The organism is Nocardia rhizosphaerihabitans, assembly GCF_014646295.1.
Lineage (GTDB): Bacteria > Actinomycetota > Actinomycetes > Mycobacteriales > Mycobacteriaceae > Nocardia > Nocardia rhizosphaerihabitans.
Window position 1 is genome coordinate 1,124,559 of record NZ_BMNE01000002.1, and the last position, 24,649, is coordinate 1,149,207.

A 24,649-nucleotide genomic window follows, 5' to 3' on the forward strand; every position below is an offset into this window, starting at 1 on the left:
ACACGGTGAAACACACGCACCCGCCAGGGCGCGCGCGGGTCAGCTCGCGACGGCGCGCAAGCCGCCGGGGTGCCGCCCGACCAGTCGGTCCAGGGCCGTCGCGCTCGCCTCGTCGGCGGGCAGCAGGACATACAGCGATTGATCGTCGTCGATGGACAGATCCAGCGATTCGTAGGCCAGGCGCAGGGTGCCCGCCTCGGGATGGCTGATCCGGTTGATCCCGCCCGACGGCGGCAACCCGGGCAGCGACGCCAGCCGATCGGTGAAGGCGCTACCCGCGGTGACGGTGAGCTCGTCGACCAGCGCGGCGACCATCGGGTCGGCGCGGAACGGGCCCTGCTTGAGCGAGGCGACCAGCTTGTCGGCCGCGGAATCCCAGTCCGGGTACAGCTCGCGCGCACCGGGATGGGTGAAGACGAACCGGGCCACATTGGCCGGCTCGCCCTGCTCGAACAGGCCGCTGGGCGCCATCAGCTTGCGGTAGCCCTCGGTGCAGGCCAGGACCTCGGTGAAGCGGTTGGTGATCGCGGCGGGCGCGGGTTCGAGCTGGTCGAGGATCGCGCGGATCGTCGGCCGGACGGTACGGTTCGGGCCGTTCTCGGCGGCGCCGCAGCTGAAACCGGACATGCCTTTGGTGAGCTGGTGCAGGTGCACGCGCTCGCGGGGGCTCAGCCGCAGCGTGTCGGCCAGCGCCGACAGCACCGGCGGCGAGGGGTGCCGGTCGCGGCCCTGTTCGAGCCGGATCAGGTACTCCACGCTCACCCCGGCCAGCATCGCCACCTCGGCGCGGCGCAGTCCCGGCGTGCGCCTGCGTTGACCCTCGGGCAGCCCGACCTCGGCGGGGGAGACCGCCTCGCGGCGCGTCCGCAGGAACAGCCCGAGTTCGTTGTCGCTCACCTGATCGACGGTACCCAGCCGCGCGGTGCCGAGAGTGGCCGTGCCACTACCACTCTCAGCGTGGTCTCCCTGACAGGTTCGGGGCGGGCGACTGTTGACGCATCGGCCGGACGGGCCGGAGCAACGACAGAGGAGGACACCATGTCCGCACAGCGACTGAAGCTCGCGATCATCATCGGCAGCGTCCGCGAGGGGCGGTTCGGCCCGGTGGTCGCGAACTGGTTCGCGCAGCAGGTCGACGATCGCTTCGAGGTCGACGTCATCGACCTCGCCGAGGCCGAGCTGCCCGCCGCGCTGCCGCCGGTGCCGCCCGCGGTCGACCCCGACATGCCGCGTCCGGCAGGCATGAGCGATCTCACCGAGCGCCTGGCCGCCGCCGACGCCTATGTCGTCGTCACGCCCGACTACAACCGCAGCTACCCGGCCGCGCTGAAGTCGGCCATCGACTGGCATTACACCCAGTGGGACGCCAAGTCCATCGGCTTCGTCGGCTACAGCGGCGGCTCCGGCGGCCTGCTGGCCATCGAGCACCTGCGTCAGGTGTTCAACGAGCTCAACGCCCACACCGTGCGCAACTATGTCTCGTTCCCGCGCTACTACATGCTCTTCGACGAGAACGGACAGCTGCGTGAGCCTGCGGGGTTCGAGGCGGAGGCACGGGCGCTGCTCGACCAGTTGCACTGGTGGACAAGCGCTCTGGTGGCCGCACGCGCCGCCCAGGTCGCGGCCTGATCGAGGCCGCGGTGTCGGTGCCCAGCCGCTCGCCGACCTCGATGAGGCGACGTGGCCGTCCCGTCGATCAGGCGACGTCGGGTAGGCGGCCATCGAGGGGGTGCCTGATCGACGGGACACAAGGGGCCGCGACCTCGAGCGCGCCGGTGCGCCAAATACACTTTCCGGGTGGCTGCCTACTCCGCTGACCTGGACCTTGCCCTCCGACTGGCCGACGAGGCCGACGCGATCTCGCGGGTGCGTTTCGGTGCCGTCGACCTGAAGGTCGACTCGAAGCCGGACCTGACCCCGGTCTCGGATGCCGACCTGGCGGTCGAGCAGGTGATCCGGCGCGTGCTCGCCGAGGAACGCCCCGGCGACGCCGTGCTCGGCGAGGAATTCGGCGGTGACGCGGAGTTCACCGGCAGGCAGTGGGTGGTCGACCCGATCGACGGCACCAAGAACTTCGTCCGCGGCGTACCGGTCTGGGCCAGCCTGATCTCCCTGCTCGAGGACGGCGTTCCGGTGGTCGGCGTGGTGAGCGCCCCCGCGCTGGGCAGGCGCTGGTGGGCGGCGGCGGGTTCGGGCTCGTGGGTCCAGGTGCACCCCGGGGCGCCGAAGCCGATCACGGTGTCGGCGGTGCGTGACCTCGACTCGGCGAGCCTGGCCTTCTCCAGCCTGTCCGGCTGGCACGAGCGGGGGTTGCGGGAGAAGTTCGTCGACCTCACCGACGAGGTCTGGCGGGTCCGCGGCTACGGCGATTTCTTCAACTATTGCCTGGTCGCCGAGGGTGCGGTCGACATCGCCGCCGAGCCGGAGGTGTCACTGTGGGACCTGGCCGCGCTCGACATCCTGGTCCGCGAGGCCGGAGGCACGTTCACCTCCCTGGACGGGCGATCCGGCCCGCACGGCGGTGACGCGGTGGCTAGCAACGGCCTGCTCCAGGACGAGGTCCTCGCCCGTTTGCGCGGCTGATCCGAGTTATCCACATGTGCGCAACTACCGGTGAACGCCGTCGTCGGGTCCGGTGGACGGGCTGCGGGCCCGGCGCTCGCTCGTAGGATGGCCCGGTGAGCAATTCCGGCGCCACAGCCCCCGATGTCGACGACTTCCCGCCCGAAGACTTCCCGCCCGACGACGCGTACCCGTCCGACGGTGGCTATGTCTCCGAGCACGATTTCCATGACACCGGCGGCCTCCACTTCGACGACCTCGCCCCGGCCAGGCCGGGGCGGGCCGCTGCCCCCGCGCGGGGGGAGACGGCCGAGGAAGTGCTGCGCCGGGTCTTCGGCTACGACAGCTTCCGCGGTGACCAGGCGGCCATCGTCGAGCAGGTCGTCGGCGGCGGTGACGCGCTGGTCCTGATGCCGACCGGTGGCGGCAAATCGCTGTGTTACCAGGTGCCTTCGCTGGTGCGATCCGGTGTCGGTGTCGTGGTCTCGCCGCTGATCGCGCTCATGCAGGACCAGGTCGACGCGCTCAGCGCGCTCGGTGTGCGCGCCGGATTCCTCAATTCCACGCAGTCGCCGGATCAGCGGCGCACGGTCGAGGCGCAGTTCGTCGCCGGTGAGCTCGACCTGCTCTACCTCGCGCCGGAACGCTTGCGCCTGGAATCGACGCTGCGGCTGCTCGAGCGCGGCACCGTGGCGCTGTTCGCGATCGACGAGGCGCACTGTGTGTCCCAGTGGGGCCACGACTTCCGGCCCGACTATCTCGCGCTGTCGCTGCTGCACGAGCGCTGGCCCGATGTCCCGCGCATCGCGCTCACCGCGACCGCCACCGAGAAGACCCGTGCCGAGATCGTCGAACGACTCGACCTCGGCACGGCCAAGCAGTTCGTCTCCAGCTTCGACCGGCCCAATATCCAGTACCGGATCGAGTCGAAGAACCGCGCCGACCGCCAGCTGCTCGACTTCATCCGCGCCGAGCACCCCGGCGACGCGGGCATCGTCTACTGCTTGTCGCGCAATTCGGTGGAGAAGACCGCGGCGCTGCTCAACGAGAACGGCGTGCGCGCGGTGCCCTATCACGCGGGTCTGGACAACCGGACCCGCGCCGAGAACCAGGCCAGGTTCCTGCGCGAGGACGGCCTGATCGTGGTGGCCACCATCGCCTTCGGCATGGGCATCGACAAGCCCGACGTGCGCTTCGTCGCCCACCTCGACCTGCCGAAATCGGTGGAGGGCTACTACCAGGAGACCGGCCGCGCCGGCCGTGACGGACTCCCGTCCACGGCCTGGATGGTCTACGGCCTGGCCGATGTCGTCCAGCAGCGCAAGATGATCGACTCCAGCGAAGGCGACGCCGCGCACCGTCGGCAGCTGCAATTGCATCTGGACGCCATGCTCGCCCTGTGCGAGACGGTAGGCTGCCGACGCGTCCAGCTGCTGAACTACTTCGGTCAGCCCGGCAAGCCCTGCGGCAACTGCGATGTGTGCCTGAACCCGCCGGAGACCTGGGACGGCACGGTGCCGGCGCAGAAGCTGCTCTCGACCGTGCTGCGGCTCAAACGGGAACGGGGACAGGCCTTCGGCGCGGGCCATCTCGTCGACATCCTGCTCGGCAAGACCAACCCGAAGATCACCCAGCACCGGCACAACGAACTGTCGGTCTTCGGCATCGGCACCGATCTGCGCGACACCGAATGGCGTGGCGTTGTGCGTCAGCTGCTCGCGGGCGGACTGCTCGCCGTGCACGGCGAATACGGCGTGCTCGCGCTGACAGACGCCAGCAACGAGGTGCTGTTCGAGGGCAGGAAGGTGCCGATGCGCCGCGAACCCGAACGCGCGGCTCGCCCGGCGCGCGCGGCCAAATCGGCCAAGGCCACCGTCGACCTGCCCGCCACCGATCTGCCCCTGTTCGAGCGTCTGCGGGCCTGGCGCGCGGCCACCGCGAAGGAACAGGGCGTGCCCGCCTACGTGGTGTTCCACGATGCGACGCTGCGCGAAATCGCTGCGCGCAAACCGGGTTCGCTCGCCGAGCTCGGCACCGTCGGCGGCGTCGGCGAGAACAAGCTGGCCCGCTACGGCGAGGGGGTGCTGGCCGCGCTGACCGAGGAATAGGCGCCCGCGCAGGCGGGAAGGAACCCGCGACGAATCGGGGAACGGCGCGATACTGTCGAGCCATGGCTGACGGTGAAGGGTCCGAGACCGAGACGTCGGGCGGCGTGAGCTCGGGCGGATCCGACACCCCGCCGCCGATGCCGCACCGCCGCATCGACCCGGTCGCGCCGACTCTGCTCGGTGGCCGTCACCCCGTGGAGCGCCGGGGCAGGCCCCGCTGGTCCACGGTGGCGTTGATCCTCGCCTTCACCGCGGCCCTGGTTCTCTACCTGGCCTTGCGGCCCGGCGGCTGAACCGCTTTCCCCACACGGCATGACCCGCGCGGTTCCGGAATCTTTGCGATGCTGCAGACCAGCGGATGACGCCGAGTGCTGTGACCTGTGGTAGCCGCAGGTCATAGCGCTTCCGGCGGCCCGATTCCCGGCGCACCCTTGGCCTCCTCGGACCGATCGAGCTGATCGGTCCCGGCTCGAGGAGGCGACGGGAATGGTGTGGGTCACCTGGATCACGCGAGGGGTGTGCGCTGCGGTGGCGGCGACCGGATTCGTCTGTGCCGCAGCACAAGCGGGCACCGCCGAACCGCCGGCGCCGGTCACGGTGCAGGATCTGCACCGGGTGCTGACGCCGGCGCTGCCCGGCACCTACGGCGACGACATTGCCGTGGTGATCCTCGGCTACGGACTGACGCCCGAGGGCACCCTGCGCGCGGAACTGATCCGGCGGTTGCGGGCAGGCTTCGTGCAAGCGGTGTTCGCGCCGTGGTCGCCGATCATCGTCACCGGCGGCAATCCCCAGGCCGGATTGACCGAGGCGGACGCGATGGCCGACTGGCTGGTGGCCGCCGGCATCGACCCGGCGCGGATTCTGCGTGACCCGCACGCCGACTCGACCGTGGCCAACGCCCGCAACACCGCCGCGCTGATGGCCGAACACCACCTGCGCGCCGCCGTGCTGGTGACCTCCGACGACCACGTCGACCGGGCCAGGGCCGCCTTCGATGATGCGGGGGTCCTGGTCGTCGGCGAGCTCACCCCGGATCTGACCCCGTGGCCCGCACTGCCGCTGCGGATCGACCAGTTCGGCCCCGCACTACCACCCGCCTAGCTCGCACCGCGGCTTGCTGTGACCGGGCACAACGTTTCCTCATGTGACCCCCGGCGCCGAGTTCAGCATCCAAGGTTGGCGGCAGGGGAACCGCCGTTCCCGCCCGCAAACCGAGGTGACATCTATGAAGCTGCTGTCCGACAGCGACATCCTGGCCGAGCTCGAACCGACCGCCGAAGCCAACCTGAACGACCACCTGGCCAAGGCCAAGGACTGGCACCCGCACGACTACGTGCCGTGGGACGACGGGCGCAACTTCGCGGCGATGGGCGGGAACGACTGGGACCCGGCGCAGTCGCGGCTGAGCGAGGTGGCCAAGGCGGCGATGATCACCAACCTGCTCACCGAGGACAACCTGCCCTCCTACCACCGTGAACTGGCCGACACCTTCGGCTTCGACAACGCCTGGGGAACCTGGGTCGGGCGCTGGACCGCCGAGGAGAACCGCCACGGCATCGTCATGCGCGATTACCTGGTGGTGACCCGCGCGGTCGACCCGGTCGCGCTGGAAGAGGCCAGGATGGCGCATATGACCGCGGGCATCGCCAAGCCGGAGCCGGGCTCACAGTTCCTCAAGGGCGTCGCCTACGTCACCTTCCAGGAGCTGGCGACCAGGATCAGCCACCGCAACACCGGCAGGCTGTGCAACGATCCGATCGCCGACCGGATGCTCGCGCGCATCGCGACCGACGAGAACCTGCACATGATCTTCTACCGCAAGCTGTGCGCGGCCGCCCTCGACCTCACGCCCGACGCGGCGATGCGGGCCATCACCGATGTCGTCCTGCGTTTCCAGATGCCCGGTCTCAACCAGCCCAACTTCCGGCGCAACGCGGTCCTGCTGGCCAAGCACGGCGTCTACGACCTGCGCCAGCACCTCGACGTCGTGCTCGAGCCCGTCCTGCGCACCTGGAAGGTCTTCGACCGCACCGATTTCGGCGCCGACGGTGAACTCGCCCGCGATGAACTGCACGCCTACCTGCTCGACCTGGAGGTCAAGGCGGCCCGGTTCGAAGAGCAACGCGACCGGGCGCTGGCCCGCGCCGCCGAACGCGCCGCGAGCTGAGGGCGGGAGAGACCACGGAATAAACGGGTGGCGCGGTCACTTAGAGTTGACCGTTATGAAGGAAAAGGGCCGGAAGGTCATCGCGACCAACCGCCGCGCGCGGCACAACTACACGATCCTCGACACCTATGAGGCGGGGATCGCGCTGGTCGGCACCGAAGTGAAGAGCCTGCGCGAGGGCAAGGCCTCGCTCGTCGACGCCTTCGCGACCGTCGACAACGGCGAGGTGTGGCTGCGCGGCCTGCACATTCCGGAGTTCAGCCACGGCACCTGGACCAACCATTCGCCGCGGCGCACCCGCAAGCTGCTGCTGCACAAGCGCGAGATCGAGCACCTGGTCGGCAAGTCCAGGGAGGGCAACCAGACGCTGGTGCCGCTGTCGATGTACTTCTCCGACGGCAAGGTGAAGGTGGAGCTCGCCCTCGCCAAGGGCAAGCAGGACTACGACAAGCGCCAGGACCTGGCCCGCAGGCAGGCCGAGCGTGAGGTCACGCGCGAGATCGGTCGGCGGGTCAAAGGCATGCGTTGATCTCCGTCCTGCTCGCCCTCGTGGCGGCGACGGGGTACGGAGTCAGTGACTTCTTCGGCGGGATCGCGGCACGACGGGTCACCGCGTTGCGGGTGGTCGTCGTGTCGTACCCGTGGTCGGTGCTGCTGGTCCTGCTGATCGCGCCGCTGGTCGGCGGGCATCCGGACGCCGCATCGATGCTGTGGGGTCTGGCCGCCGGTGTCGCCAGCGGGCTCGCGGTGTGGTGGTTCTACGCCGCGCTGGCCGACGGGCCGATGGCGGTGGTGTCACCGGTGACCGCGGTGCTGGTCGCCGGCATCCCGGTGATCGCGGGGTTCTTCCTCGGCGAGCGGCCTGGTCCGATGGCGATCGCGGGGATCGCGCTCGCGCTGGTCGCGGTCGTGCTGGTCAGCCGGGAGGCGCCCGACGAGACGACCGAGGAGATCATCGGCGGCCGGGAACTGCGGTTCAGTCGCCGGGTCGCGCTGCTGACCGTCGGGTCGGGCGCCGCGTTCGGTTTCGCGTTCTTCTTCCTGCACGAGACGAGCGCGAGCGCGGGCCTGTGGCCACTGCTCGGTCAGCGCGCCGCGGCGACGGCCGTGGTGTGGACCTCGGCGCTGGCCGCGGGCCAATTCCGCGGACTGCACGGTGAACCGTTGCGGCTGGCGCTGGCGATCGGCGTGCTCGACGTGATCGCCAACGCGGCGCTGCTGTACGCCTTCCACGGCTCGATGCTGTCGGTGGTCAGCGTGATCGGCTCGCTGTATCCGGCGGCGACCGTCCTGCTGGCGATGGTCCTGCTCGGTGAGCGGATCGGCGGGCTGCAGAAGGTCGGGATGGTGCTCGCGCTCGCGGCGGTCGGGATGATCGCCGCGAACTGAGCGGCTAGAGCCGGGTGCAGGGTTCCTGGATGTCCAGCCGTCCCAGCGTGGTCCCCTGGTAGCCGGTGCTGATCGCCCTGGCCCCCATCGGCGCCGTCGCGTCCGGCTTGAACACCACCGACCACTCCTCGGACAGATCGGGTGCGGTGGCGCCGGCCGGATGCACCACGACCATGCCCTCCCCGTCCGTCTTCAGATCGGTGATGGTGCGGCGCAGGCCGGAGCGGGTGAGCTCGCCGTCGGCGGCGGCCGCGATGAGCAGGGATTTGAGCGGATAGGAGATCGCCCAGCCCAGCGAGTAACCGAAGTTGGCCGGTTCGTGGTCGACGGCCGCGCGGGCGCGCTGGGCGCCGACGCTGTCACCACTCCAGCTGTCGACCGGAGTCGTGTAGTTGTACAGCGCGGTGAGCGCCGGCGCGGCGGCCGTCTGCAGCAGGGCCGCGTTCCAGGTGGGCAGGGAGCCGAGGAACCGGCCGGTGAAGCCCGCCTTCACGAGCTTGCCCACGATCTCGGCGGTCTCGGCGGGTCCGGTGGCCAGCATGACCAGATCCGGTGACGCGGCCAGCACCTCCTCGACCGGGCTGTCCTGGTTGCCGACCTCGCCGTTGGGGCCGGTGTCGATGCGGTCGGCGATCGTGGCGCCGTTGGCCAGCGCCCACTTCAGCGCGCCGCTGGCGTAGTCGCCGCCCCAGTTGCCGCGATAGGCGACGATGGCGATATTGCGTGGCGCGTAGTGGTTCTCGGCGAACCAGTCCAGCCCCATCACGGCTTCGGTGCAATAGGAGTAGCCCGCGCTGAGCACCAGATTGCGGTCGGCGCTGCGATAGTTCCAGCCCGACCACTGGGTGGCCGCGACACTGACCATGTCGTCGGTGTCCATCTGGTTGAGCAGCGCGATCGACTGCCCGGTGCCGAGGCTCTGCGCCAGCGCGAGCACGTGCGGTTCGATCTCGTGGTACGCGGTGCGGTGCACCCGCGGATCGAAGGAGGTGTTGCGGCTGTAGGTGGTGATGTCGATGTCGTAGCCGCCGATGCCGCCCGACTGGTTCACCTGGTTCCAGAACGCCAGCTGTCCCTCGTTCATCGAGATGCCAAGCGGTGCGAACGGCCCGCCCCCGAGGTCGGAGAGCACGCCGAGATAGATGCAGCCCCGGTCCTTGTGCGCCGAGCCGGGGCAGGGCGCACTCGTCACGCCGGGCCCCTCGGCCTGCTCGCTCGACGAGCAGGCCCCGGCCAAGACGAGACCGGCGACGAACGGGATCACCGCGGCACGGCGCAGTGCCCGCGGTTTGGTGAATGCCATCAGGTAACTCCTTGCTCCAGCCGCCCAAAGGATTTGGCTGTCCCGGTGCGACCGATCGAGAACAGTACCCGCCCCGACCGGCACCGCTGACCGGATTGACCGAGCCGGGCCGGTGACGTTCGCTACCAGGTCACCGGGGCGACATCGCCCACTGGCAGAAATAACGGGAAGATCCGCGGCAGCGGGAGTGTTAATATGACTAGCCCGCAGGGTGCGGGCACGTACGGGGCTGAACGGTTTCGACTGCGTACGTTGATTCAGGGGAAGCGTGTCGGTGCAGGCAAGAGACCACCGTAAGCGTCGTTGCAACCAATTAAGCGCCGATTCCAATCAGCGCGAGTACGCCCTCGCTGCCTAAGTAGCAGGTCGTCTCTGTCAGTCCGGGTTCGTCCCTCGACCCGGGTACTGGCATCAGCTAGAGGGAATTACCGTTCGGCTCGGTCGCGGAGTCGGACGGGACATCAAACAGCGACTGGGATCGTCATCCGGGCTTGTTCGCGAGACCCGGAGGTCCAAGTAGAGACCTAGCGAACTGCACACGGAGAAGCCCTGAAGACGCGGCGGAGGACCCGGGTTCGATTCCCGGCAGCTCCACTCGAGGCCCCTCACCTGGAACCCAGGTGAGGGGCTTTTTCGTGCTGGTGGATCAGCCGCCTGCCCGGCGGCGGAAGGTGCGCTTGCCGCCCGCTGCCGCTTGCGTGCCGCGGACCTTGGCGGCGTTCTGGGCGGCGCCGCCGACAGCGGCGTTTCCGTTCTTTCGCTCGAGTGCTTCGCGGAACTTCCGCTTGGTCGCTTCTTCCTGCGACTCGATTACTTCGCCACCGGAGTGATCGGTGGTGGGTTCTAGTTCGTCGGCCATCAGCACAGCCTGCCACCTTCGGGCACCCTTCGAAGCCACGGCCGTCGTTCCACCACCAAGGAACCGTTGCACCCGAGTCCGGTTCGGAAGGACGGCAATCCCGATGTTCATCCTTCGGGAACCGCGGGTGGGCGGTCGGGGACGAGGTGGGTGGCGAGGGTGGTGCCGATGGGGATGGCGTTGTTGGTGGCGGGGGAGGTGGGGCCGTGGGTGGTGTAGACGATGATGGTGGTGGCGGATTTGGTGTCGTGGAGGGCGACGCCGTTGTAGCCGCCGTAGGCGGGGTTCATGTAGAGCCAGTCGGCGAGGTGGACCACGCCGAAGGCGAAGTATTTGTCGGTGGTGAGGGGGCCTAGGCCTGCGGTGGAGGGGGACATCATCTGCTGGAACTGGTCGGGGGTGAGGCGTTCGCCGGTCGCGAGGGCGCGGACCCAGCGGGCGATGTCGGCGACGGGGGCGTTCATGTTGCCGCTGTGCAGGAAGGCGGTGGGGTTCCAGAAGGTGGAGTCCTCGAAGACGTTGCGTTCGTTGGTGTAGCCGTGCAGGTAGGGGACGTCGATCGCGGGGTTGAGGACGACCTTGCTGTCGTGCATGCCCAACGGGATCAGGATGTGGTCGGCGATCAACTCGCCCAACGGCTTTCCGGTCGCGGTCTGCAGGACCTCGCCGAGGACGACGAGATCGCTGTGCGCGTAGCCGAAGTCGGTGCCCGGCTCGAACAGGGGTGGGCGCGCGTTGGCACGCTCGAGCAGTTGCGTCGCGGTCCACTCACGGATCGGGTTCTCGCCGAAGATCTTCAGGAATTCCGGCTCGGTCACGTAGTCGGCGATGCCGGAGGTGCTGTCGGCGAGCATGCGCGGGGTGATCTTGTCGGCGCGCGGGAAGTCGGGCAGCCAGCGGGCGATGGGTTCGTCCATCTTCAGCACACCGTCACCGTCGAGCCGCCACAGCACAGTGGAGAGCATCGGCTCCATCGGCTGGCCGACGCGCACTTTCATCTCGGGTGTCGCGGGAACGCCCAACGGTGAGCCGCCGAACGCGCCGAGTGCGATCTGGTCCTCGCCCCGCCAGACGCCGTACACGGCGGAACTGACACCGAGTTCGGTCACCTTGGTGCGCACGATGTCGGTGATCCGCGCGGCTTCCTGGCTCGCGGGCGCCGAGGTCGCCGTGCGCGTGTCGCTGTCGGAGCCGCACGCCGCGGTGGTCAGGGCCAGCAGAACCGCGAGCACCGCACATGTTCTCCGGGGTGACACGCTCATGACGGCGATCCCTTCGTGGAAGAAAACTCACCCGAGCAGCGCAGTCGAATCTACGCCGCCTCCCCGCACCGGCAACAGTCCCGGACGATGTGCCGCGTTCCGTCGGCTGGTCATCAACCGGATATGCGACAGTGGTTCGGTGCGACGGGTGCGAGTCGAGCACTACGACGCGGTCCGCGCTCTGCTCCACAACTGCCTGTGTACAGGCCAGACCGCCCAGAACCACGCCGGACACCCGGATTTCCGCGCCCACGTCTACGGCCTGATCGCCTGGATCGGCGAAACCAGCCCCACCGGCCGCGGCAAACCGCTCGCCACCGCGTTCAGGGTGGACTTGACCAGCTGATCACGTCACTGCGTCGCGTTGGCGAGGAGGGTGGTGAGTTCGATGCGGAGGCGCTCGATCTCGTTGCTGCCGGTGGTCGGTAGACGCAGCAGCGCGATGCCGTAGGTGGCGCAGATCGCGTCCTTGAGCGCGTCGCGCGCCAACTGCTCGGGACGGTTCTCGTGAAATTCGAATCCGTCCACTTCGATGACGCACACGCGCTGCTTGGTCACCCGGTTGTAGATCTCGAAGTCGACCGAGGAACGGCGATTCCGGGCGAACCGCAACTGATCCGCGGAAAGCCGGTCGGTATCGGGCAGAAGGTGTTTCAACGGCACCTGTTCGGCGAAGGTGAGACCGGGAAATTCGGTTGGCAACAGCTCACCGAGTACGGCGCGCATCACTCGCTCCGACTTGTGCCCTGGACTTCGCGTAACTCGGGAAGCAAGACGGTCCAACTGCGCGGAGTACTGCTTGTACAGCAGGTCGAAGACCGACACGATTTCGCTGTCGAAGACCTCTTTGCCCGGATTCTGGTAGCGGATGTACCCGATCAGATCGCGGAGGTTCCGGCTGCCCGGCAGCATCTCGTTGTTGGTGACCAGGACGAACCGCTTCTTGGCGCGGGACACGGCGACATTGACGAGCCGCGGATCATCGACGAATTCCAGACCTCCGATACCCCGCTGACTGCTCGGCTTCTCGTCGAGCACCGTGGTCATCACGATGGCGTCCTTCTCCCGGCCTTGGAAGCTGTGGACGGAATCGGCCTCGATGCTCTCGATCAACGCGTCGACGCGATCCGCCTGCTTGCGGTAGGGCGTGGTGATCCCGATCTCGGTGGCATCGAACTCGGCGCAATAGTGCGGCAGCACTTGCCGTTCGATGACGTCGATCTCGCGCTGATTGATCCGGCCACCACCGCGGAACCGACGCATATGGTTTCCCGCACTGGTCCGCGCGACCACCATCGACTGGTAGCCGGGAGGGCTCGCGGAGAACGGGATGAGGTCGTCATCGTAGAACTTCTGATTGCAGAATCCGATGATCGCCGGTGCGCAGCGGTAATGCTCGCGCAGCATCACTCGCGGCAAGCCGTCGCCGAACAGCGCGGTCAGCGAGGACAGGATGCTGTGCCGGTGGTAGTCGTAGGCAGAACCGGGTACCGGCGCGCATGCCTGCGCCGGGATCCCGCTCTCGACCGGTTCCAGCTGGCGCAGGTCACCGACCACGATCAGATTCCGGCAGCACGACATTGCCACGGCAGCGGCCAGCAGATCCACCTGCGACGCTTCGTCGATCACGAGATAGTCGACCAGGCGACCCTTGCCGATGCTGCGCTGCAAGGAATGACAGGTGCTCAGGACAACGGGATAGTCGTGGCTGAATTCCGCCCACTCGCGCATGTAGTTCTTGTCGTAGCGGCGCGGACTCCGGTCGAGGTAGCGCAGCCGGAGGTGCTCGGCCAGCCATTCCTCCGAAAGCTTGCGCTGGTCCTCGGCCAGTTCTTCGAAGTGCTTTCCCGCGAGCGATTTCGCCGCAGCGTCGATCCGGCGCTCGAGCTCCGCAAGTTTGGTCCGGTAGAACAGCTGGTGTAGACGCAGGACGACGTCCACATCCTGATCGTCGGCGAACCGCAACGACCGGTACTTGAAGTATTTTCCGATCCGATCGATGACCTGACCCAATCCGCTCGTGCGGGCCAGGTCGGGGTCGGTATCGGCGATGAAGGACAGGATCTTGTCGGACCGCCACCGCAGCACCGGCAGGTTGTCGGCGTCAGGGAGCTCATGGCGCGCGAGATATCCGTCGAAATGTTGTTGTTCCAATAGGTAGGCCGAGTGCTCGGCGCGCAACTGCGCCAGCTCACGCTCGGTTTCGCGCAATCCGAGCAGCCGACGGTCGCGCTCGACCATCGCCACCGCCGACGGCAAGGCGACCGGTGCGCGGCGGCGCAACCCCTCGATCAGCTGATTGCGCGGTGCCTGGCCGGCCAGGAACTCCTCGCGTTTCGCCGCGCGGCCCAGGTTGGCCGTGATGAAGCCGAATCCGGCGTCGCGCAGTTTGGTGTGCACATTGTCGACCGCGGTGTTGTTGGACGAGACCACCGCGACGGTTTTCGACTCGTCGACGACGATGGTGGCGATGAGGTTCAGGATGGTCTGGGTCTTGCCGGTCCCCGGTGGTCCGTCGATCACCGATATCGGATAGCGCAGGGCATTCGCGACGGCTGCCCGCTGGCTGAGATTGGTCCGGAACGGATACAACGGCGGACTGTCCGGGCCCGCGACCTCCTCGATCGGGCGCGCGTGAAGGTAGCGATAGAGCGCGCTTTCGGGATGGACGAACATCCCGTCGCGGTGGATCTCGCGCAGCGTCGCGCTCGGCTCGCCGAGGTGCCGCGCGACCGATTTCCAATAGCTCAGTACGCGAGCTGTGCCGGGGTCGTGCGCATGATCTCGAACGATCTCGACTTCCGAGCTCGGATAGGCGGCGAAGGCACCCGCGGTCCCGTAGAAGATGTGCCACCACGTCTGGCTGCTGTCCGAGAACTCGAGTGCGGAGTGCGCTGTGTCCCACACCTGCCCACGGACCATGATCCGTGTCTGCGGATCGAGGGCCACCGGGCGTGGGTGGGTCAACACCGTCACGTTCTGCTGCCCGTAGTCGTAGGGCCTGCTGCCCGTGTAGGTGATGCGAATGCGATGGCCGTTGGGCCGGATGTCCTCGACGTCTTTGGTGCGGTCCTTGACCACGCCGTCCGCTCGAATGAGAACAGCCATCTGCCGTGGATCGATCACCGGAGTCCCCCCACCCGTCGGTACGTGATGAGACTACCTGCCAGAGCCTCTCACGGCTCGTCTGTTTGCCGGGAAAACAACTGCAACACAACATCTTTGGTGCACCCGGCCGGCTAGTCCGCGGTCGCAGGCAGGAGCGGTCCGATGCCGCCCCGCGCCGCCGCGCCGGTCGTCAGTAGGATCCCTGCACAGTGGGGCTGGCCAGGAGGGATTGGCTGTGATCGAGGTATGGGGTGCGCGCGTCGCCGTGCGTTATGCGGACGGGCGGTTGGTGACGACGCCGCTGCGGGCCGACAACGAGGCCGCGCTCGATATCGCCGTGGCCGAGCTGGCCAGGATCGCGCTGGCGACCACCGACGACGACCAGCTGGCGATGCTGCTGTTCTTCCGGTCCGCGCAGGTCAGCGTGCAGGGCGCGCCGACCGATCGGCATCCGGTGCCGGTGTTCCTGGAGACCGGGGTGCGCGAGCAGGCGCAGGTCCTGGTCAGGGCGGTCGAACGGGATCTGATCAGTCTGCGTCGGGTGTTCCCGCCGCGCCCGAATCTCGTTCCGCCGTCCCCGGTTCCCGGCCCGAACGGCCCGCAGCGCCCCGATGTGACGGCCGCGGCGGCGCGGATGCGGTACGCGGGCAATTCCGGGCGCGAGATCGAGATCCTGCACGGCTGTGCGCGACCGGACGAGTACGTGCTCGAGCTGGCCCAGGCCGGGCACGAGGGCGCACCGGGACTGGTCGCGATCACGACGCTGCGGCTGCTGTTCGTCTCGGCCTGGGCGGTCTACGAGTTCCCGGTCGCGGTGCTGTCCGGCGCCGCGGTGCTGACCGCGCCGGGGCAGGTGGTGACGTTGCGGGTGTCCGGCGCCGGCGCCGAGCTGGACTTCCTCGACTGGGAGCCGGTCGATTTGGGCCGGGTCGCCGAGGCGCTGCGGCTGGCCTGCGAGATCGAGCACGTCGACGGTTCGATCGCGCAGTCGCTGCCGTCCTCGGCGGACCTGTTCGGCGAATGGCAGCTGCTGGTGGAGCGGCGCAAGCTGGGGATGGTCGCCGACGATCCGTTCCGGCGTCAGGCCGTCGGCATCATGCTGGCCATGCCGGGCTGAACACCGGCGCTCCCTGATGCAGGGCCACCCGTCGCCACGGGCTCGACGGGCGCAGGTGCAGCCCGGCGATCATCCGCCTGCGTTCGGCGATCTGGGTCCTGGCGGCCGACAGGTCCTGCGCGGCCGCCCAGAAGATCGCGCCGGTGAGGAAGCCGTCGCCGAACTGCCGCCAGTTGCGGTAGTGCTGACGCGCCCGGTCCAGGCCGGTCAGCATGTGGTCCCAGGCCTCGTCCTCGGTGAGATACCCGGCGGTGCAGGCGGCGCGGGCGATGAAGACCAGCCGCGCCAGATCCCATGCGGTGGCGTCGGTCTGCAGCGGTGTCGGGAGGCTGTCGGTGATACCGAGTTTGATGGCCTGCAGCCACGCGTCGTAGTCGCGGTCGATGCCCGCCGGGCCACGGTAGCCGCGGAAACCCGAGAGCGTGTGCAGGAATTCGCGATGCTCGTCGGCCAGCCCGGACCGGTCGACCCGGCCCTGCTCGGTCGCCGCGGCGACGGCGAGCGGGTGGACGAGTTCGAACAGCGGCGCGTGCATGCCCGCGAGCAGCCTGCGGATGGTGTCGCGCGCGTCGTCGGCATTGTCGACGCCCCACGATTCGTGCAGTCCCTCGATCGCGGCCTCGCGCCGGGTCGAGGTGCTGTCGTCCTCCTCGGGCAGGAAGGCGACACCGTCGCAGTGCGCGCCCCAGCTGCGCCCGTAATAGGCCCCGACGGCGAGCGCTCTGATCCGGTCGTCGTCGATGGCCGCACCGGACCAGACATCGGGTTCGTCGTCGATGTCGGGCCCGGGAAACCCCGCAACCCGCGGTCGCTGCACAGATCCTGCCGGTTGCATCGAGCCCACCCCTCTGCCGAGCCGAAACGTTGTGCCGCCAGATCTTACGACCGGTCCCGCGTCGTGTGACAGCGAGGTCACGCCCGCGGCACATACATGATGACCCCGACCCCGACCAGGCAGACCAGCGCGCCGACCACATCCCACCGGTCGGGCCGGAACCCGTCCAACGCCATCGCCCACAGCAGCGAACCCGCGACGAAGACACCGCCGTACGCGGCCAGAATCCGCCCGAAATGCGCATCAGGCTGCAGCGTCGCGACGAATCCGTACAGGCCCAACGCCACGGCACCCGCGCCGATCCACGCCACGCCCCGGTGCTCGCGCACGCCCTGCCAGATCAGCCAGGCCCCGCCGATCTCGGCGACGGCGGCCAGCACGAAGAGCACGACGGAACGCAGCACGGTCATGCCGCGACCCTACGATTCAGCGCCCGAACGCACGCAGCTGGTAGACCCCGCGTGAGGTGGCCACGGTGGTGCCCTCGGCGTCGGTGACCACCGCCTCCAACACGAAATCGGCCTTCCCGCGGGCCGCGGCCTCGGCGCTGATCCGCTCGATCTCGTCCTCGCTCAGCGTGGTCTCCGCGCGCAGGTCGCTGCGGGCCATCGCCCGGAAGGAGATGTCGAACGACTTCACCAGGGGATAGAACGCGCTGGTGTCGAAGCTGGCCGCGGTGATCGCGCCGCCGAGTACCTCGGCGACGGTGAACTGGACGCCCGCGTAGATGGCGCCGAAATGATTGCCGTTGCCCTCGCTCGGCACGGTGGTGGCCGCGAATCCGCGGCGCACCTCGAGCGCGCGCACCCCCATCTTCGCCGCCGCCGGAACGGTTAGTTCGATGGCGCTGTTGACGGTGTCGACCAAGTCGTCTGCGGGCATGGGCCGCGTCCTTTCCCGAACGGGACTCCGCTGTCCCTGCTCAGCCAAGCGTATCGGCGGCAGCCCACCTCGGCGCGGCATTCTGTCGGCGCCCGGGGCTACCGTCGGAGGGGTGGCGGAATACCGGGAACGCGCGGCGCGGCTCGACCGAGCCGTCGTCTGGGCGCGCACCGGGCCCCCGCCCGCCGACCCGGTCACGGTGTTCCCCGACGGCTGCATGGATCTGATCTGGACCGAGGGCACCTTGATGGTGGCCGGTCCCGACAGCCGCGCCTTCCACGTGCCCCCTGACCGGGCGACGGAATTCGTCGGAATCCGGTTCGCGCCGGGGATCGCGCCGGCATTACTGGGTATTCCGGCGGTGGAACTGCTGAATCAGCGCGTCGACCTGGCCGCGATCGTTCCCGATCGCCGGGCCAGGGAGCTGATCGATCACGTGGACAACGCGCCCGACCGCGTGGCAGCGATGGAATCGATCGCATTGCGATTCGCGGCCGAATCCGGCCCTCCCGATCCAGCACTCACCGCGATCGCCGACACCATCGCCGAGGGCGCGACGGTCTCGGAAACGGCGGCGCTGGCCGGGATATCGCCCCGGCTGCTGCACCGGCGCTCGCTGTCCGCGTTCGGGTACGGACCCAAGATGTTGGCCCGGATTCTGCGTTTTCAGCGCGCGTTGGCGGCGGTGCGAGCCGGTGTCCCGGCGGCGGAAACGGCAGCGGTAACCGGGTTCGCTGACCAAGCGCACCTGTCCCGGGAGTTCCGTGACCTGGCCGGATGCTCGGTGCGCGCCTTGCAGGCCTGCTGATCGACCCCTCGACGCCCGGAAAGTCTCATTCGGCAACATCGTGACGGAGGGTTACGCTCACAAGGCACGCCCCGTCGTATGTGCCAGGCAAGTCCGAACCACCGACGAGAGGATGTGACCTGATGATCGACGAAACCGTGTACTCCACGCTTCGTATCGAGGCCGAGCGAGATGAGGTCCGTCGACTTGTCGTCGGCGCCGTCGTCGTCCGCCACCACCGGGTTCTCATCCTGCGCCGCCGACGATCGGACTATCTGAGCGGTCGCTGGGAACTGCCGAGCGGCGTGGTCGAGCCGGGCGAGGCGCTCGACGACGCGGTGGCCCGCGAGGTCGCGGAGGAAACCGGCCTGCAGGTCACCGGAATCAGTGACTATCTGGGCGAATTCGACTACCTGTCCGGCGGCGGCGCCCGCACCAGGCAGTTCACCTTCGTCGCCGAGGTCGCCGCGCACGGACCGGTGACGCTGACCGAACACGACACGCACCTGTGGACGAGGCTGACCGGTGAACCGCCGGTCAGCGACGAGGTGCGCGAGATCCTTGGCCGCTATCAGCAGCGTCAGCGCGATCCGCGCGGTTGGTCGGCCTATTCGCTGGGCAGCGGCGCGTAGAGATCGATGCCCTGGCCGTCGGGGTCGGCGAGCGTGGCATAGCGCTGGCCCCAGACGGCGTCCCACGGCGCGAGTTCACCGTGGTAGCCGGCGTCGACGAGCTCGCCCCAGAGCTTGTCGACCTCGGCCGGATCGGCGCAGCGGAACGCGATGCCGCTGCGGCCGGGGCCGGTCGGCGGCTGCCAGCCGGGGGCGAACGAGGCGATCACCTCTTCGGTGTCCAGCGCCAGCCGCAGGCCACCGCCGAGCGGCGCCTCGGTGTGGCCCTCGTTTTCCGCACCCTCGGGGAACGCCAGCCCCAGCTTGCGGTAGAAGGCCACCGAGGCGGCCATATCGGAGACGACGATCGAGAAGACATCGAGCTGAGGAGTCATATCCGCAGCGTAGACACGGGCGTGTGATGTCGTCTTGAACGAATCGGACCCGCGCGAACGATCTTCAGCGCGCGGGAACGGGCACCAGTTCGGCGATGAGGTTGCCGATCAGGATCTGCAGATGATCGCGAATGCCGCGGACCACCTCGATCGGCTGCCCGGCGGGATCAGCGAGAACCCAGTCGCGGTAACTGATTCCGGGAAAGTAGGGGCACACCTCGTCGCAGCCCATGGTGACCACCACGTCGGACAGGCCGACGGCGTCGTCGGTGAGCGGCTTGGGCCGTTCACCGGCGATGTCGATGCCGATCTCGGCCATCGCTTCGACGGCGGCGGGATTCAGCTCGGCGGCAGGCTCGCTGCCTGCCGTGCGCACCTCGATCCGGTCACCGGCCATCGCCCGTAGGAAACCCGCCGCCATCTGTGACCTGCCCGCATTGTGGACGCAGACGAACAACACGCTGGGAGTGTGGGCCATGGTCGCCCTTTCGGCGCAGGGGCGAAGTGCTTGTGGCGCTTCGGATATCGACGACCATCATTCCATCCGGACGGGTGCGCGTGGTGCCGACCTGCGACACAGTTGTCCGCCGGATGTCCGCACCGCCCGCCGTCAGTCCAGCGGCCCGAGCACCCGGTTCACATAATCGTTGGCGAACACGCCGGTGGGATCGAAGCGGCGGCGCACCGCGGCGAAGCGGTCCCAGTCGGGATAGCGGGTGCGCAGCGTCTCGGCGGTCTGGAAGTGCCGCTTACCCCAGTGCGGCCTGCCCTGATACCGATTGAACACCGCTTCGCAGGCACGGAAGTACGGCTCCCACACCATGCCCTCGTACTGATGCACCGCGATGTAGCAGGTATCGCGGCCACCGGCGGGGGACAGGAACGCGTCGTCGGGGGCGACCCAGCGCACCTCGATCGGCATCGGGGTGTCGAATCGTTTTGTCACGTCGAGGATCTCGGTGATCGCGGCGCGGGCGTGCTCGCGCGGGATCGCGTATTCCATCTCGGTGAACTTGACCAGGCGCGGGCTGGCGAAGACACGGTAGGACCGGTCGATCTTGCGGTTGTTGCTGCCCGCCAGGGTCGCGACCCGGTGGATCGCGGGGACTACGGCGGGAATCCGCCTGCCCACCTTGCACAGTCCGTCGAAGAGGTGATTGGAGAGCACGACGTCGTTGAGCCAGGCGGTGGTCCGGCCGCGCGGCTGCTCCGGCTCGGTGGAGCGGTTGCTCGACTTGGTCATCGCCACATCGGCGTGGGCGAAGGCGAAGAACTCGAAATGGTCGCTGCCGTCGGCGAGTTCGTCGAGGTTGTCGAGCACCTCGGCGATCGGGACCGGCCGCTCGACGAGGTCGAGCACGAACGACGGCTCGAGCTGCAGGGTCACCGCGGTGACGATGCCGAGCGCGCCGATGCTGACCCGCGCCGCCCGCCAGCCGTCGGGGTCGGTCTCCTCGTTGAGCTCGACCCGCGTGCCGTCGGCGCGCAGCACCTCCACCGAATGCAGCGCCGCGGAGATGTTGCGCAGCTTGGCACCGGTGCCGTGGGTGCCGGTGGCGGTCGCGCCCGCGATGGTCTGGGTGTCGATGTCGCCCAGGTTGGGGAAGGCCAGGCCGTGCGAGTGCAGTAGCGGGCTCGCCGCGTGCAGGGTGAGCCCGGCTTCGGCCCGGACGCGGCCGGTCGCGGTGTCGACCTCGAGCACGCGGTCCAGGCCGCCCAGGTCGATCAGGGTGCCGTCGGTGAGCACGGCGTCGGTGAACGAATGGCCCGATCCCGCGACGCGCACGGTCCGGCCCGCGGCGGCGGACTCGGCGACGATCTCGGCCAGTTCTTCGACGCCGCGCGGTGCGGCGACGACGGCGGGTGAGCAGAGCTGCTCGCCCGCCCAGTTCACCCAGGTGCTCTTGGTCATGCGTCCAACAGTAGAGGATGGACTGTGACGCGCGCTACTGCACGGGGGTGGAAGTGCTGCTCAGCGACGTCGGCCGAGGCAGCCCGCGGCCTTGGCCTGCTCGACTTCCTCGTCGGTCAGTGGGTCGACGAGCAGGGGGCGGCGCGGGACAGCGTCGGTGCGGACGCCGTTGAGCGTGATGGCCATATAGCGTTGCCAGACTTCGGAATTCACCGGGCCGGCGAACTCGGCGAACGCGTTGACCATGTGGATCAGCGCGAAGAAATCGGTGGTGGTGACATCGGGATGCACCGCGCCCGCGTCGCGTGCGCGGTCGACGATCGCCGCGACCGAGGGGCGGATTCGATCGCGCAGCTCGGCGAAGCGGGCCGGGTCCTCCTCGAGCTCGAGCATCACTTCGCTGAAGCCTCGGTTGGTGGCCAAGTGCTGGCAAGCGTCTTCGAAGAACTGGACCAGGCCGAGCCACGGGTCGGGATTGCGCATCGCCTCGTCGGCCGCGTCGGCGAAGTCGACCATGTGCTGGTCGAAGACCTCGGCGATGAGCTCCTTTTTGTTCGCGAAGCGCCGGTAGACGGTGCCGACGCCGACGCCCGCGCGCTCGGCGACGTCGTCGAGGGTTATCTCCAGGCCGTGATCGGCGAACAGTTCACGAGCGGCCGCGACGATACGTGCCTGGTTGCGCGCGGCATCGGCGCGCAGTCGGCGGGGTGGTGCGGCAGTCGTCGTGGCGTGATTCACAGGTACATCCTACCCATCGCTGGATTAAGTGGAGGTGGTTTCTCCGTTACTCTGGTAGCTTCGGATGAAGCGGAGGCGATATCTCCGATTATGCCACTCGCATCGAGCCCGCCGACTTACAAGGGGAGTTATGACCACCACACTCGAGACCGGGACGAAGAGTCCCGCGGCCGCGGATGCCGGCCGCCGCGGGTCCCACGCCCTGCGCTGGTGGGTGCTTGCCGTACTCGGCATCGCCCAGCTGATGGTCGTGCTGGACGCGACGATCGTGAACATCGCCCTGCCCGCGGCCCAGGCCGACCTCGGCTTCGGCGACGGTGACCGGCAGTGGGTCATCACCGGCTATGCCCTCGCCTTCGGCAGCCTGCTGCTGCTCGGCGGCAGGCTCAGCGACCTGTTCGGTCGCCGCAACACCTTCATCATCGGCCTGATCGGCTTCGCGGTGGCCTCCGCGATCGGCGGCGCGGCCACCACCTTCGAGATGCTCGTCGCCGCCCGCGTCGGCCAGGGTGTCTTCGGCGCGCTGCTCGCGCCCGCCGCGCTCTCGCTGCTGACGGTGACCTTCACCGAACCCGGTGAACGCGCCAAGGCCTTCGGCATCTTCGGCGCCGTCGCCGGTGCCGGTGGCGCGATCGGCCTGCTGCTCGGCGGCGCGCTCACCGAATGGGCGTCGTGGCGCTGGGCGATGTACGTCAACCTGATCTTCGCCGCCGTCGCACTGGTCGGTGCCGTGCTGCTGCTGGCCAAGCACACCTCCACCGCGCGGCCGAAGCTGGACTGGCCGGGCACGATCACCGTCACCGCGGCACTGTTCGGCATCGTCTACGGCTTCTCGCAGGCCGAGTCCGAAGGCTGGACCGCGCCTTCCACGCTGGCCTTCCTGATCGGTGGCACGGTGCTGCTCGCGGTGTTCGGGTGGCTCGAGACCCGGGTCGCGCACCCGCTGCTGCCGCTGCGCATCGTCGCCGACCGCACCCGCGGCGCGTCCTACCTGACCGTGTTCATCATGGGCATCGGGATGTTCGCGATCTTCCTGTTCCTCACCTACTACATGCAGCTGACCCTGCAGTACTCGCCGATCATGACCGGCGTCGCGTTCCTGCCGATGGTCGCGGGCATGGTGGCCTCCTCGACCACCGCGCCCTCGCTGCTGCTGCCAAAGGTCGGGCCCAAGGTCGTCATCAGCGGCGGCTTCCTCGTTGCCGCGGCGGGCATGCTCTGGCTGACCCAGATCGGCCTGGACACCGGCTACGCCACCCACATCCTGCCCGCGCTGGTGCTGCTCGGCCTCGGCCTCGGTGGCGCGATGTCGGTCGCCTTCCAGGGATCGACGGCCGGTGTGGACCACGAGGACGCCGGTGTCGCCTCGGCGATGGTCAACACCAGCCAGCAGGTCGGCGGTTCCATCGGCACCGCGCTGCTGAGCACGATCGCCGCCTCGGCGATGACCGACTACGTCGCCGCGCGTCAGCCGGGTCCGCTGACCATGGCGCAGGGCGCGATCGAGAGCTACACCACCAGCTTCTGGTGGGCGACAGCGACGTTCGTGCTCGGTGCGATCGTGATCGGTGTGCTCATGCCGAACACGGTGCCCGCTCCGGCCGAAGGTGAGCCGGTGCTGGCGCACTGACCCACCCGACGATGGCCCGGACCGACAATCGGTCCGGGCCATCGGTGTTTGTCTGCGTCTCGATACCATGAGCGACGACCACCGTCGGATCAGCAGGGGAGGGCAGCGCCATGACATCGCGGCCCCCGGCGCTCGATCCCGCCGTCCTCGCGGCGATCTCGGTGGGCGGCGGCCTCGGCGCGAGCGCCCGATTCGCCGCCGGGCACTGGTGGCCGGTGCACCCGGGAGAATTCCCGTGGTCGACGCTGGCGGTCAATGTGTCCGGCTGCTTCGCGATCGGGGTGCTGATGGTGGCCGTCACCGAACTGTGGGCGGCGCCGAAACTGGTTCGCCCGTTCCTGGGAGTCGGTGTGCTGGGCGGGTTCACGACTTTCTCCACCTTCGCCCTCGAGCTTCGTAGACTGATCGACACCGGTGCGGTGGGCACGGCGATGGCCTATCTCGGCCTTTCGCTGCTCGCCGGACTGGGTGCCGTGGCCGTGGCCGTGATCGCGACCCGGTGGGTGGCAGGCGCCGGACGGCGGACCACGTGAATCCGAGGACGGAAGGGTGCCATCCGATGGTCGAGATGTGGGCAACCGCGCGGCGAGGCCGCCGATGACGGCGGTACTCGTGCTGGCAGGCGGAATGCTCGGCGCCCCCGCTCGTTACCTGGTCGATCGGGCGGTGTCCGCGCGCTTTCCGGCGGGGCTGCCATGGGGGACACTAACCGTTAACATTGTCGGTTCGGCGTTGCTCGGTGGTCTGATCGGCGCGAGTGCTGGCAGTGCGCTGCTGGCGTTCGCGGCAACCGGCTTCTGTGGTGCGCTGACCACGTTCAGCACGTTCGGTTACGAGACGGTCCGTCTGGTGACCGAGGGCGCCTACGTGTATGCCGTGGGCAATGTCGTGATCAGCGTCGCGGCGAGCCTGGCCGCGGTGTACGCCGCCGCGTCCCTTACCCAGTGGTTGTGCGCATGATCCTCATGACCAGCCGCGCGC

General features: G+C 68.6%; 27 protein-coding genes and 1 other RNA gene. 16 read left to right on the plus strand and 12 right to left on the minus strand.

Translation table 11 applies throughout. From position 1 onward, the window contains the following. Positions 1–39: 39 nt before the first annotated feature. A complete protein-coding gene (locus tag IEY60_RS11660) occupies positions 40–897 on the minus strand; it encodes a helix-turn-helix transcriptional regulator (protein ID WP_189026926.1) in 858 nt (285 codons plus the stop codon). A 141-nt stretch (positions 898–1,038) separates the two neighbouring features. Between IEY60_RS11660 and IEY60_RS11665 the strand changes: the two genes are divergently transcribed. The 8 genes from IEY60_RS11665 (at position 1,039) to IEY60_RS11700 (ending at position 8,229) form a co-directional block, all read left to right on the plus strand. Beyond that, positions 1,039–1,629, plus strand: coding sequence for an NADPH-dependent FMN reductase (locus tag IEY60_RS11665; protein WP_189026928.1), 591 nt, complete (start codon positions 1,039–1,041; stop codon positions 1,627–1,629). A gap of 168 nt (positions 1,630–1,797) precedes the next feature. Then, entirely contained in the window at positions 1,798–2,583 is a 786-nt protein-coding gene (gene hisN, locus IEY60_RS11670) for a histidinol-phosphatase (RefSeq protein ID WP_189026930.1), read from the plus strand. A gap of 95 nt (positions 2,584–2,678) precedes the next feature. After that, positions 2,679–4,670: a DNA helicase RecQ gene (recQ, locus tag IEY60_RS11675; protein WP_373291691.1), complete on the plus strand. Its 1,992-nt coding sequence runs from the start codon at positions 2,679–2,681 to the stop codon at positions 4,668–4,670. Between the two features lie 62 nt (positions 4,671–4,732). Next, complete coding sequence (locus IEY60_RS11680) at positions 4,733–4,963, plus strand: WLR motif membrane protein (protein WP_189026932.1); 231 nt, start codon at positions 4,733–4,735, stop codon at positions 4,961–4,963. Between the two features lie 193 nt (positions 4,964–5,156). Further along, the gene (locus tag IEY60_RS11685; protein WP_189026934.1) at positions 5,157–5,774 is read left to right on the plus strand and encodes a YdcF family protein; all 618 of its coding nucleotides are present in this window, start codon (positions 5,157–5,159) and stop codon (positions 5,772–5,774) included. A gap of 124 nt (positions 5,775–5,898) precedes the next feature. Then, the gene (locus IEY60_RS11690) at positions 5,899–6,840 is read left to right on the plus strand and encodes an acyl-ACP desaturase (RefSeq protein ID WP_189026936.1); all 942 of its coding nucleotides are present in this window, start codon (positions 5,899–5,901) and stop codon (positions 6,838–6,840) included. 55 nt (positions 6,841–6,895) lie between these two features. Then, a complete protein-coding gene (gene smpB, locus IEY60_RS11695; protein ID WP_110036321.1) occupies positions 6,896–7,369 on the plus strand; it encodes an SsrA-binding protein SmpB in 474 nt (157 codons plus the stop codon). Next, positions 7,366–8,229, plus strand: a complete 864-nt coding sequence (locus tag IEY60_RS11700; RefSeq protein WP_189026939.1) for a DMT family transporter — start codon at positions 7,366–7,368, stop codon at positions 8,227–8,229. Before smpB ends, IEY60_RS11700 begins: the two co-directional genes overlap by 4 nt. 4 nt (positions 8,230–8,233) lie before the next feature. Here the strand turns inward: IEY60_RS11700 and IEY60_RS11705 are convergent, their stop codons facing one another. Continuing rightward, positions 8,234–9,532, minus strand: coding sequence for an ABC transporter substrate-binding protein (locus tag IEY60_RS11705; RefSeq protein ID WP_229739712.1), 1,299 nt, complete (start codon positions 9,530–9,532; stop codon positions 8,234–8,236). Positions 9,533–9,757: 225 nt separating this feature from the next. Here IEY60_RS11705 and ssrA point away from each other — a divergent pair. After that, positions 9,758–10,129: a transfer-messenger RNA gene (ssrA, locus tag IEY60_RS11710) on the plus strand. 49 nt (positions 10,130–10,178) lie between these two features. Here ssrA and IEY60_RS11715 read toward each other — a convergent pair. Both IEY60_RS11715 and IEY60_RS11720 read right to left on the minus strand, forming a co-directional pair. Beyond that, a complete protein-coding gene (locus IEY60_RS11715; RefSeq protein ID WP_189026941.1) occupies positions 10,179–10,391 on the minus strand; it encodes a DUF5302 domain-containing protein in 213 nt (70 codons plus the stop codon). Positions 10,392–10,498: 107 nt separating this feature from the next. Continuing rightward, complete coding sequence (locus IEY60_RS11720; protein ID WP_189026943.1) at positions 10,499–11,653, minus strand: serine hydrolase domain-containing protein; 1,155 nt, start codon at positions 11,651–11,653, stop codon at positions 10,499–10,501. Positions 11,654–11,792: 139 nt separating this feature from the next. On the opposite strand from IEY60_RS11720, the gene IEY60_RS11725 reads away from it, so the two are divergent. Continuing rightward, positions 11,793–11,999, plus strand: a complete 207-nt coding sequence (locus IEY60_RS11725; RefSeq protein WP_229739713.1) for a hypothetical protein — start codon at positions 11,793–11,795, stop codon at positions 11,997–11,999. A 5-nt stretch (positions 12,000–12,004) separates the two neighbouring features. Here the strand turns inward: IEY60_RS11725 and IEY60_RS11730 are convergent, their stop codons facing one another. Next, positions 12,005–14,761 (minus strand): DEAD/DEAH box helicase, encoded by a 2,757-nt coding sequence (locus IEY60_RS11730; RefSeq protein ID WP_189026945.1) that lies wholly within the window; start codon positions 14,759–14,761, stop codon positions 12,005–12,007. Positions 14,762–14,996: 235 nt separating this feature from the next. Between IEY60_RS11730 and IEY60_RS11735 the strand changes: the two genes are divergently transcribed. Further along, positions 14,997–15,878, plus strand: a complete 882-nt coding sequence (locus tag IEY60_RS11735; protein WP_189026947.1) for a hypothetical protein — start codon at positions 14,997–14,999, stop codon at positions 15,876–15,878. Here IEY60_RS11735 and IEY60_RS11740 read toward each other — a convergent pair. The 3 genes from IEY60_RS11740 to IEY60_RS11750 form a co-directional block, all read right to left on the minus strand. Then, entirely contained in the window at positions 15,856–16,695 is an 840-nt protein-coding gene (locus IEY60_RS11740; RefSeq protein ID WP_189026950.1) for a DUF1266 domain-containing protein, read from the minus strand. The two genes, IEY60_RS11735 and IEY60_RS11740, sit on opposite strands and share 23 nt — an antisense overlap. A 95-nt stretch (positions 16,696–16,790) precedes the next feature. Then, on the minus strand, positions 16,791–17,123 hold the full coding sequence (locus tag IEY60_RS11745; RefSeq protein WP_189026952.1) for a YnfA family protein: 333 nt from the start codon (positions 17,121–17,123) through the stop codon (positions 16,791–16,793). A 16-nt stretch (positions 17,124–17,139) separates the two neighbouring features. Continuing rightward, positions 17,140–17,595 (minus strand): YiiD C-terminal domain-containing protein, encoded by a 456-nt coding sequence (locus IEY60_RS11750; RefSeq protein ID WP_189026954.1) that lies wholly within the window; start codon positions 17,593–17,595, stop codon positions 17,140–17,142. Positions 17,596–17,707: 112 nt separating this feature from the next. On the opposite strand from IEY60_RS11750, the gene IEY60_RS11755 reads away from it, so the two are divergent. After that, complete coding sequence (locus tag IEY60_RS11755; protein WP_189026956.1) at positions 17,708–18,403, plus strand: DUF6597 domain-containing transcriptional factor; 696 nt, start codon at positions 17,708–17,710, stop codon at positions 18,401–18,403. 122 nt (positions 18,404–18,525) lie between these two features. Continuing rightward, the gene (locus tag IEY60_RS11760) at positions 18,526–19,014 is read left to right on the plus strand and encodes an NUDIX hydrolase (protein WP_189026958.1); all 489 of its coding nucleotides are present in this window, start codon (positions 18,526–18,528) and stop codon (positions 19,012–19,014) included. Here the strand turns inward: IEY60_RS11760 and IEY60_RS11765 are convergent. From IEY60_RS11765 to IEY60_RS11780, 4 genes are all read right to left on the minus strand, one after another. Further along, positions 18,990–19,388 (minus strand): VOC family protein, encoded by a 399-nt coding sequence (locus tag IEY60_RS11765; RefSeq protein ID WP_189026960.1) that lies wholly within the window; start codon positions 19,386–19,388, stop codon positions 18,990–18,992. The two genes, IEY60_RS11760 and IEY60_RS11765, sit on opposite strands and share 25 nt — an antisense overlap. Before the next feature lie 64 nt (positions 19,389–19,452). After that, entirely contained in the window at positions 19,453–19,866 is a 414-nt protein-coding gene (locus tag IEY60_RS11770) for an arsenate reductase ArsC (protein WP_189026962.1), read from the minus strand. A gap of 132 nt (positions 19,867–19,998) precedes the next feature. Beyond that, complete coding sequence (locus tag IEY60_RS11775) at positions 19,999–21,300, minus strand: D-arabinono-1,4-lactone oxidase (RefSeq protein ID WP_189026964.1); 1,302 nt, start codon at positions 21,298–21,300, stop codon at positions 19,999–20,001. 60 nt (positions 21,301–21,360) lie between these two features. Continuing rightward, positions 21,361–22,038, minus strand: coding sequence for a TetR/AcrR family transcriptional regulator (locus IEY60_RS11780; RefSeq protein ID WP_189026967.1), 678 nt, complete (start codon positions 22,036–22,038; stop codon positions 21,361–21,363). 130 nt (positions 22,039–22,168) lie between these two features. Between IEY60_RS11780 and IEY60_RS11785 the strand changes: the two genes are divergently transcribed. The 3 genes from IEY60_RS11785 (at position 22,169) to crcB (IEY60_RS11795) (ending at position 24,628) form a co-directional block, all read left to right on the plus strand. Next, positions 22,169–23,668, plus strand: a complete 1,500-nt coding sequence (locus IEY60_RS11785) for an MFS transporter (protein ID WP_189026969.1) — start codon at positions 22,169–22,171, stop codon at positions 23,666–23,668. 110 nt (positions 23,669–23,778) lie between these two features. Then, on the plus strand, positions 23,779–24,201 hold the full coding sequence (crcB, locus tag IEY60_RS11790) for a fluoride efflux transporter CrcB (RefSeq protein ID WP_189026972.1): 423 nt from the start codon (positions 23,779–23,781) through the stop codon (positions 24,199–24,201). 37 nt (positions 24,202–24,238) lie between these two features. After that, positions 24,239–24,628 carry a fluoride efflux transporter CrcB gene (gene crcB, locus IEY60_RS11795; RefSeq protein WP_308426096.1) on the plus strand — a complete coding sequence of 130 codons (390 nt, stop codon included), beginning with the start codon at positions 24,239–24,241 and terminating at the stop codon, positions 24,626–24,628. Positions 24,629–24,649: the final 21 nt, after the last annotated feature.

Bases quoted from the DNA above. Each gene is read 5' to 3' on its own strand.
- IEY60_RS11665 (WP_189026928.1), top strand. From the start codon at position 1,039: ATGTCCGCACAGCGACTGAAGCTCGCGATCATCATCGGCAGCGTCCGC.
- IEY60_RS11680 (WP_189026932.1), top strand. From the start codon at position 4,733: ATGGCTGACGGTGAAGGGTCCGAGACCGAGACGTCGGGCGGCGTGAGC.
- IEY60_RS11685 (WP_189026934.1), top strand. From the start codon at position 5,157: ATGGTGTGGGTCACCTGGATCACGCGAGGGGTGTGCGCTGCGGTGGCG.
- IEY60_RS11690 (WP_189026936.1), top strand. From the start codon at position 5,899: ATGAAGCTGCTGTCCGACAGCGACATCCTGGCCGAGCTCGAACCGACC.
- smpB (WP_110036321.1), top strand. From the start codon at position 6,896: ATGAAGGAAAAGGGCCGGAAGGTCATCGCGACCAACCGCCGCGCGCGG.
- IEY60_RS11705 (WP_229739712.1), bottom strand. From the start codon at position 9,532: ATGGCATTCACCAAACCGCGGGCACTGCGCCGTGCCGCGGTGATCCCG.
- IEY60_RS11715 (WP_189026941.1), bottom strand. From the start codon at position 10,391: ATGGCCGACGAACTAGAACCCACCACCGATCACTCCGGTGGCGAAGTA.
- IEY60_RS11720 (WP_189026943.1), bottom strand. From the start codon at position 11,653: ATGAGCGTGTCACCCCGGAGAACATGTGCGGTGCTCGCGGTTCTGCTG.
- IEY60_RS11730 (WP_189026945.1), bottom strand. From the start codon at position 14,761: ATGGCTGTTCTCATTCGAGCGGACGGCGTGGTCAAGGACCGCACCAAA.
- IEY60_RS11745 (WP_189026952.1), bottom strand. From the start codon at position 17,123: ATGACCGTGCTGCGTTCCGTCGTGCTCTTCGTGCTGGCCGCCGTCGCC.
- IEY60_RS11750 (WP_189026954.1), bottom strand. From the start codon at position 17,595: ATGCCCGCAGACGACTTGGTCGACACCGTCAACAGCGCCATCGAACTA.
- IEY60_RS11760 (WP_189026958.1), top strand. From the start codon at position 18,526: ATGATCGACGAAACCGTGTACTCCACGCTTCGTATCGAGGCCGAGCGA.
- IEY60_RS11765 (WP_189026960.1), bottom strand. From the start codon at position 19,388: ATGACTCCTCAGCTCGATGTCTTCTCGATCGTCGTCTCCGATATGGCC.
- IEY60_RS11770 (WP_189026962.1), bottom strand. From the start codon at position 19,866: ATGGCCCACACTCCCAGCGTGTTGTTCGTCTGCGTCCACAATGCGGGC.
- IEY60_RS11775 (WP_189026964.1), bottom strand. From the start codon at position 21,300: ATGACCAAGAGCACCTGGGTGAACTGGGCGGGCGAGCAGCTCTGCTCA.
- IEY60_RS11785 (WP_189026969.1), top strand. From the start codon at position 22,169: ATGACCACCACACTCGAGACCGGGACGAAGAGTCCCGCGGCCGCGGAT.
- crcB (WP_189026972.1), top strand. From the start codon at position 23,779: ATGACATCGCGGCCCCCGGCGCTCGATCCCGCCGTCCTCGCGGCGATC.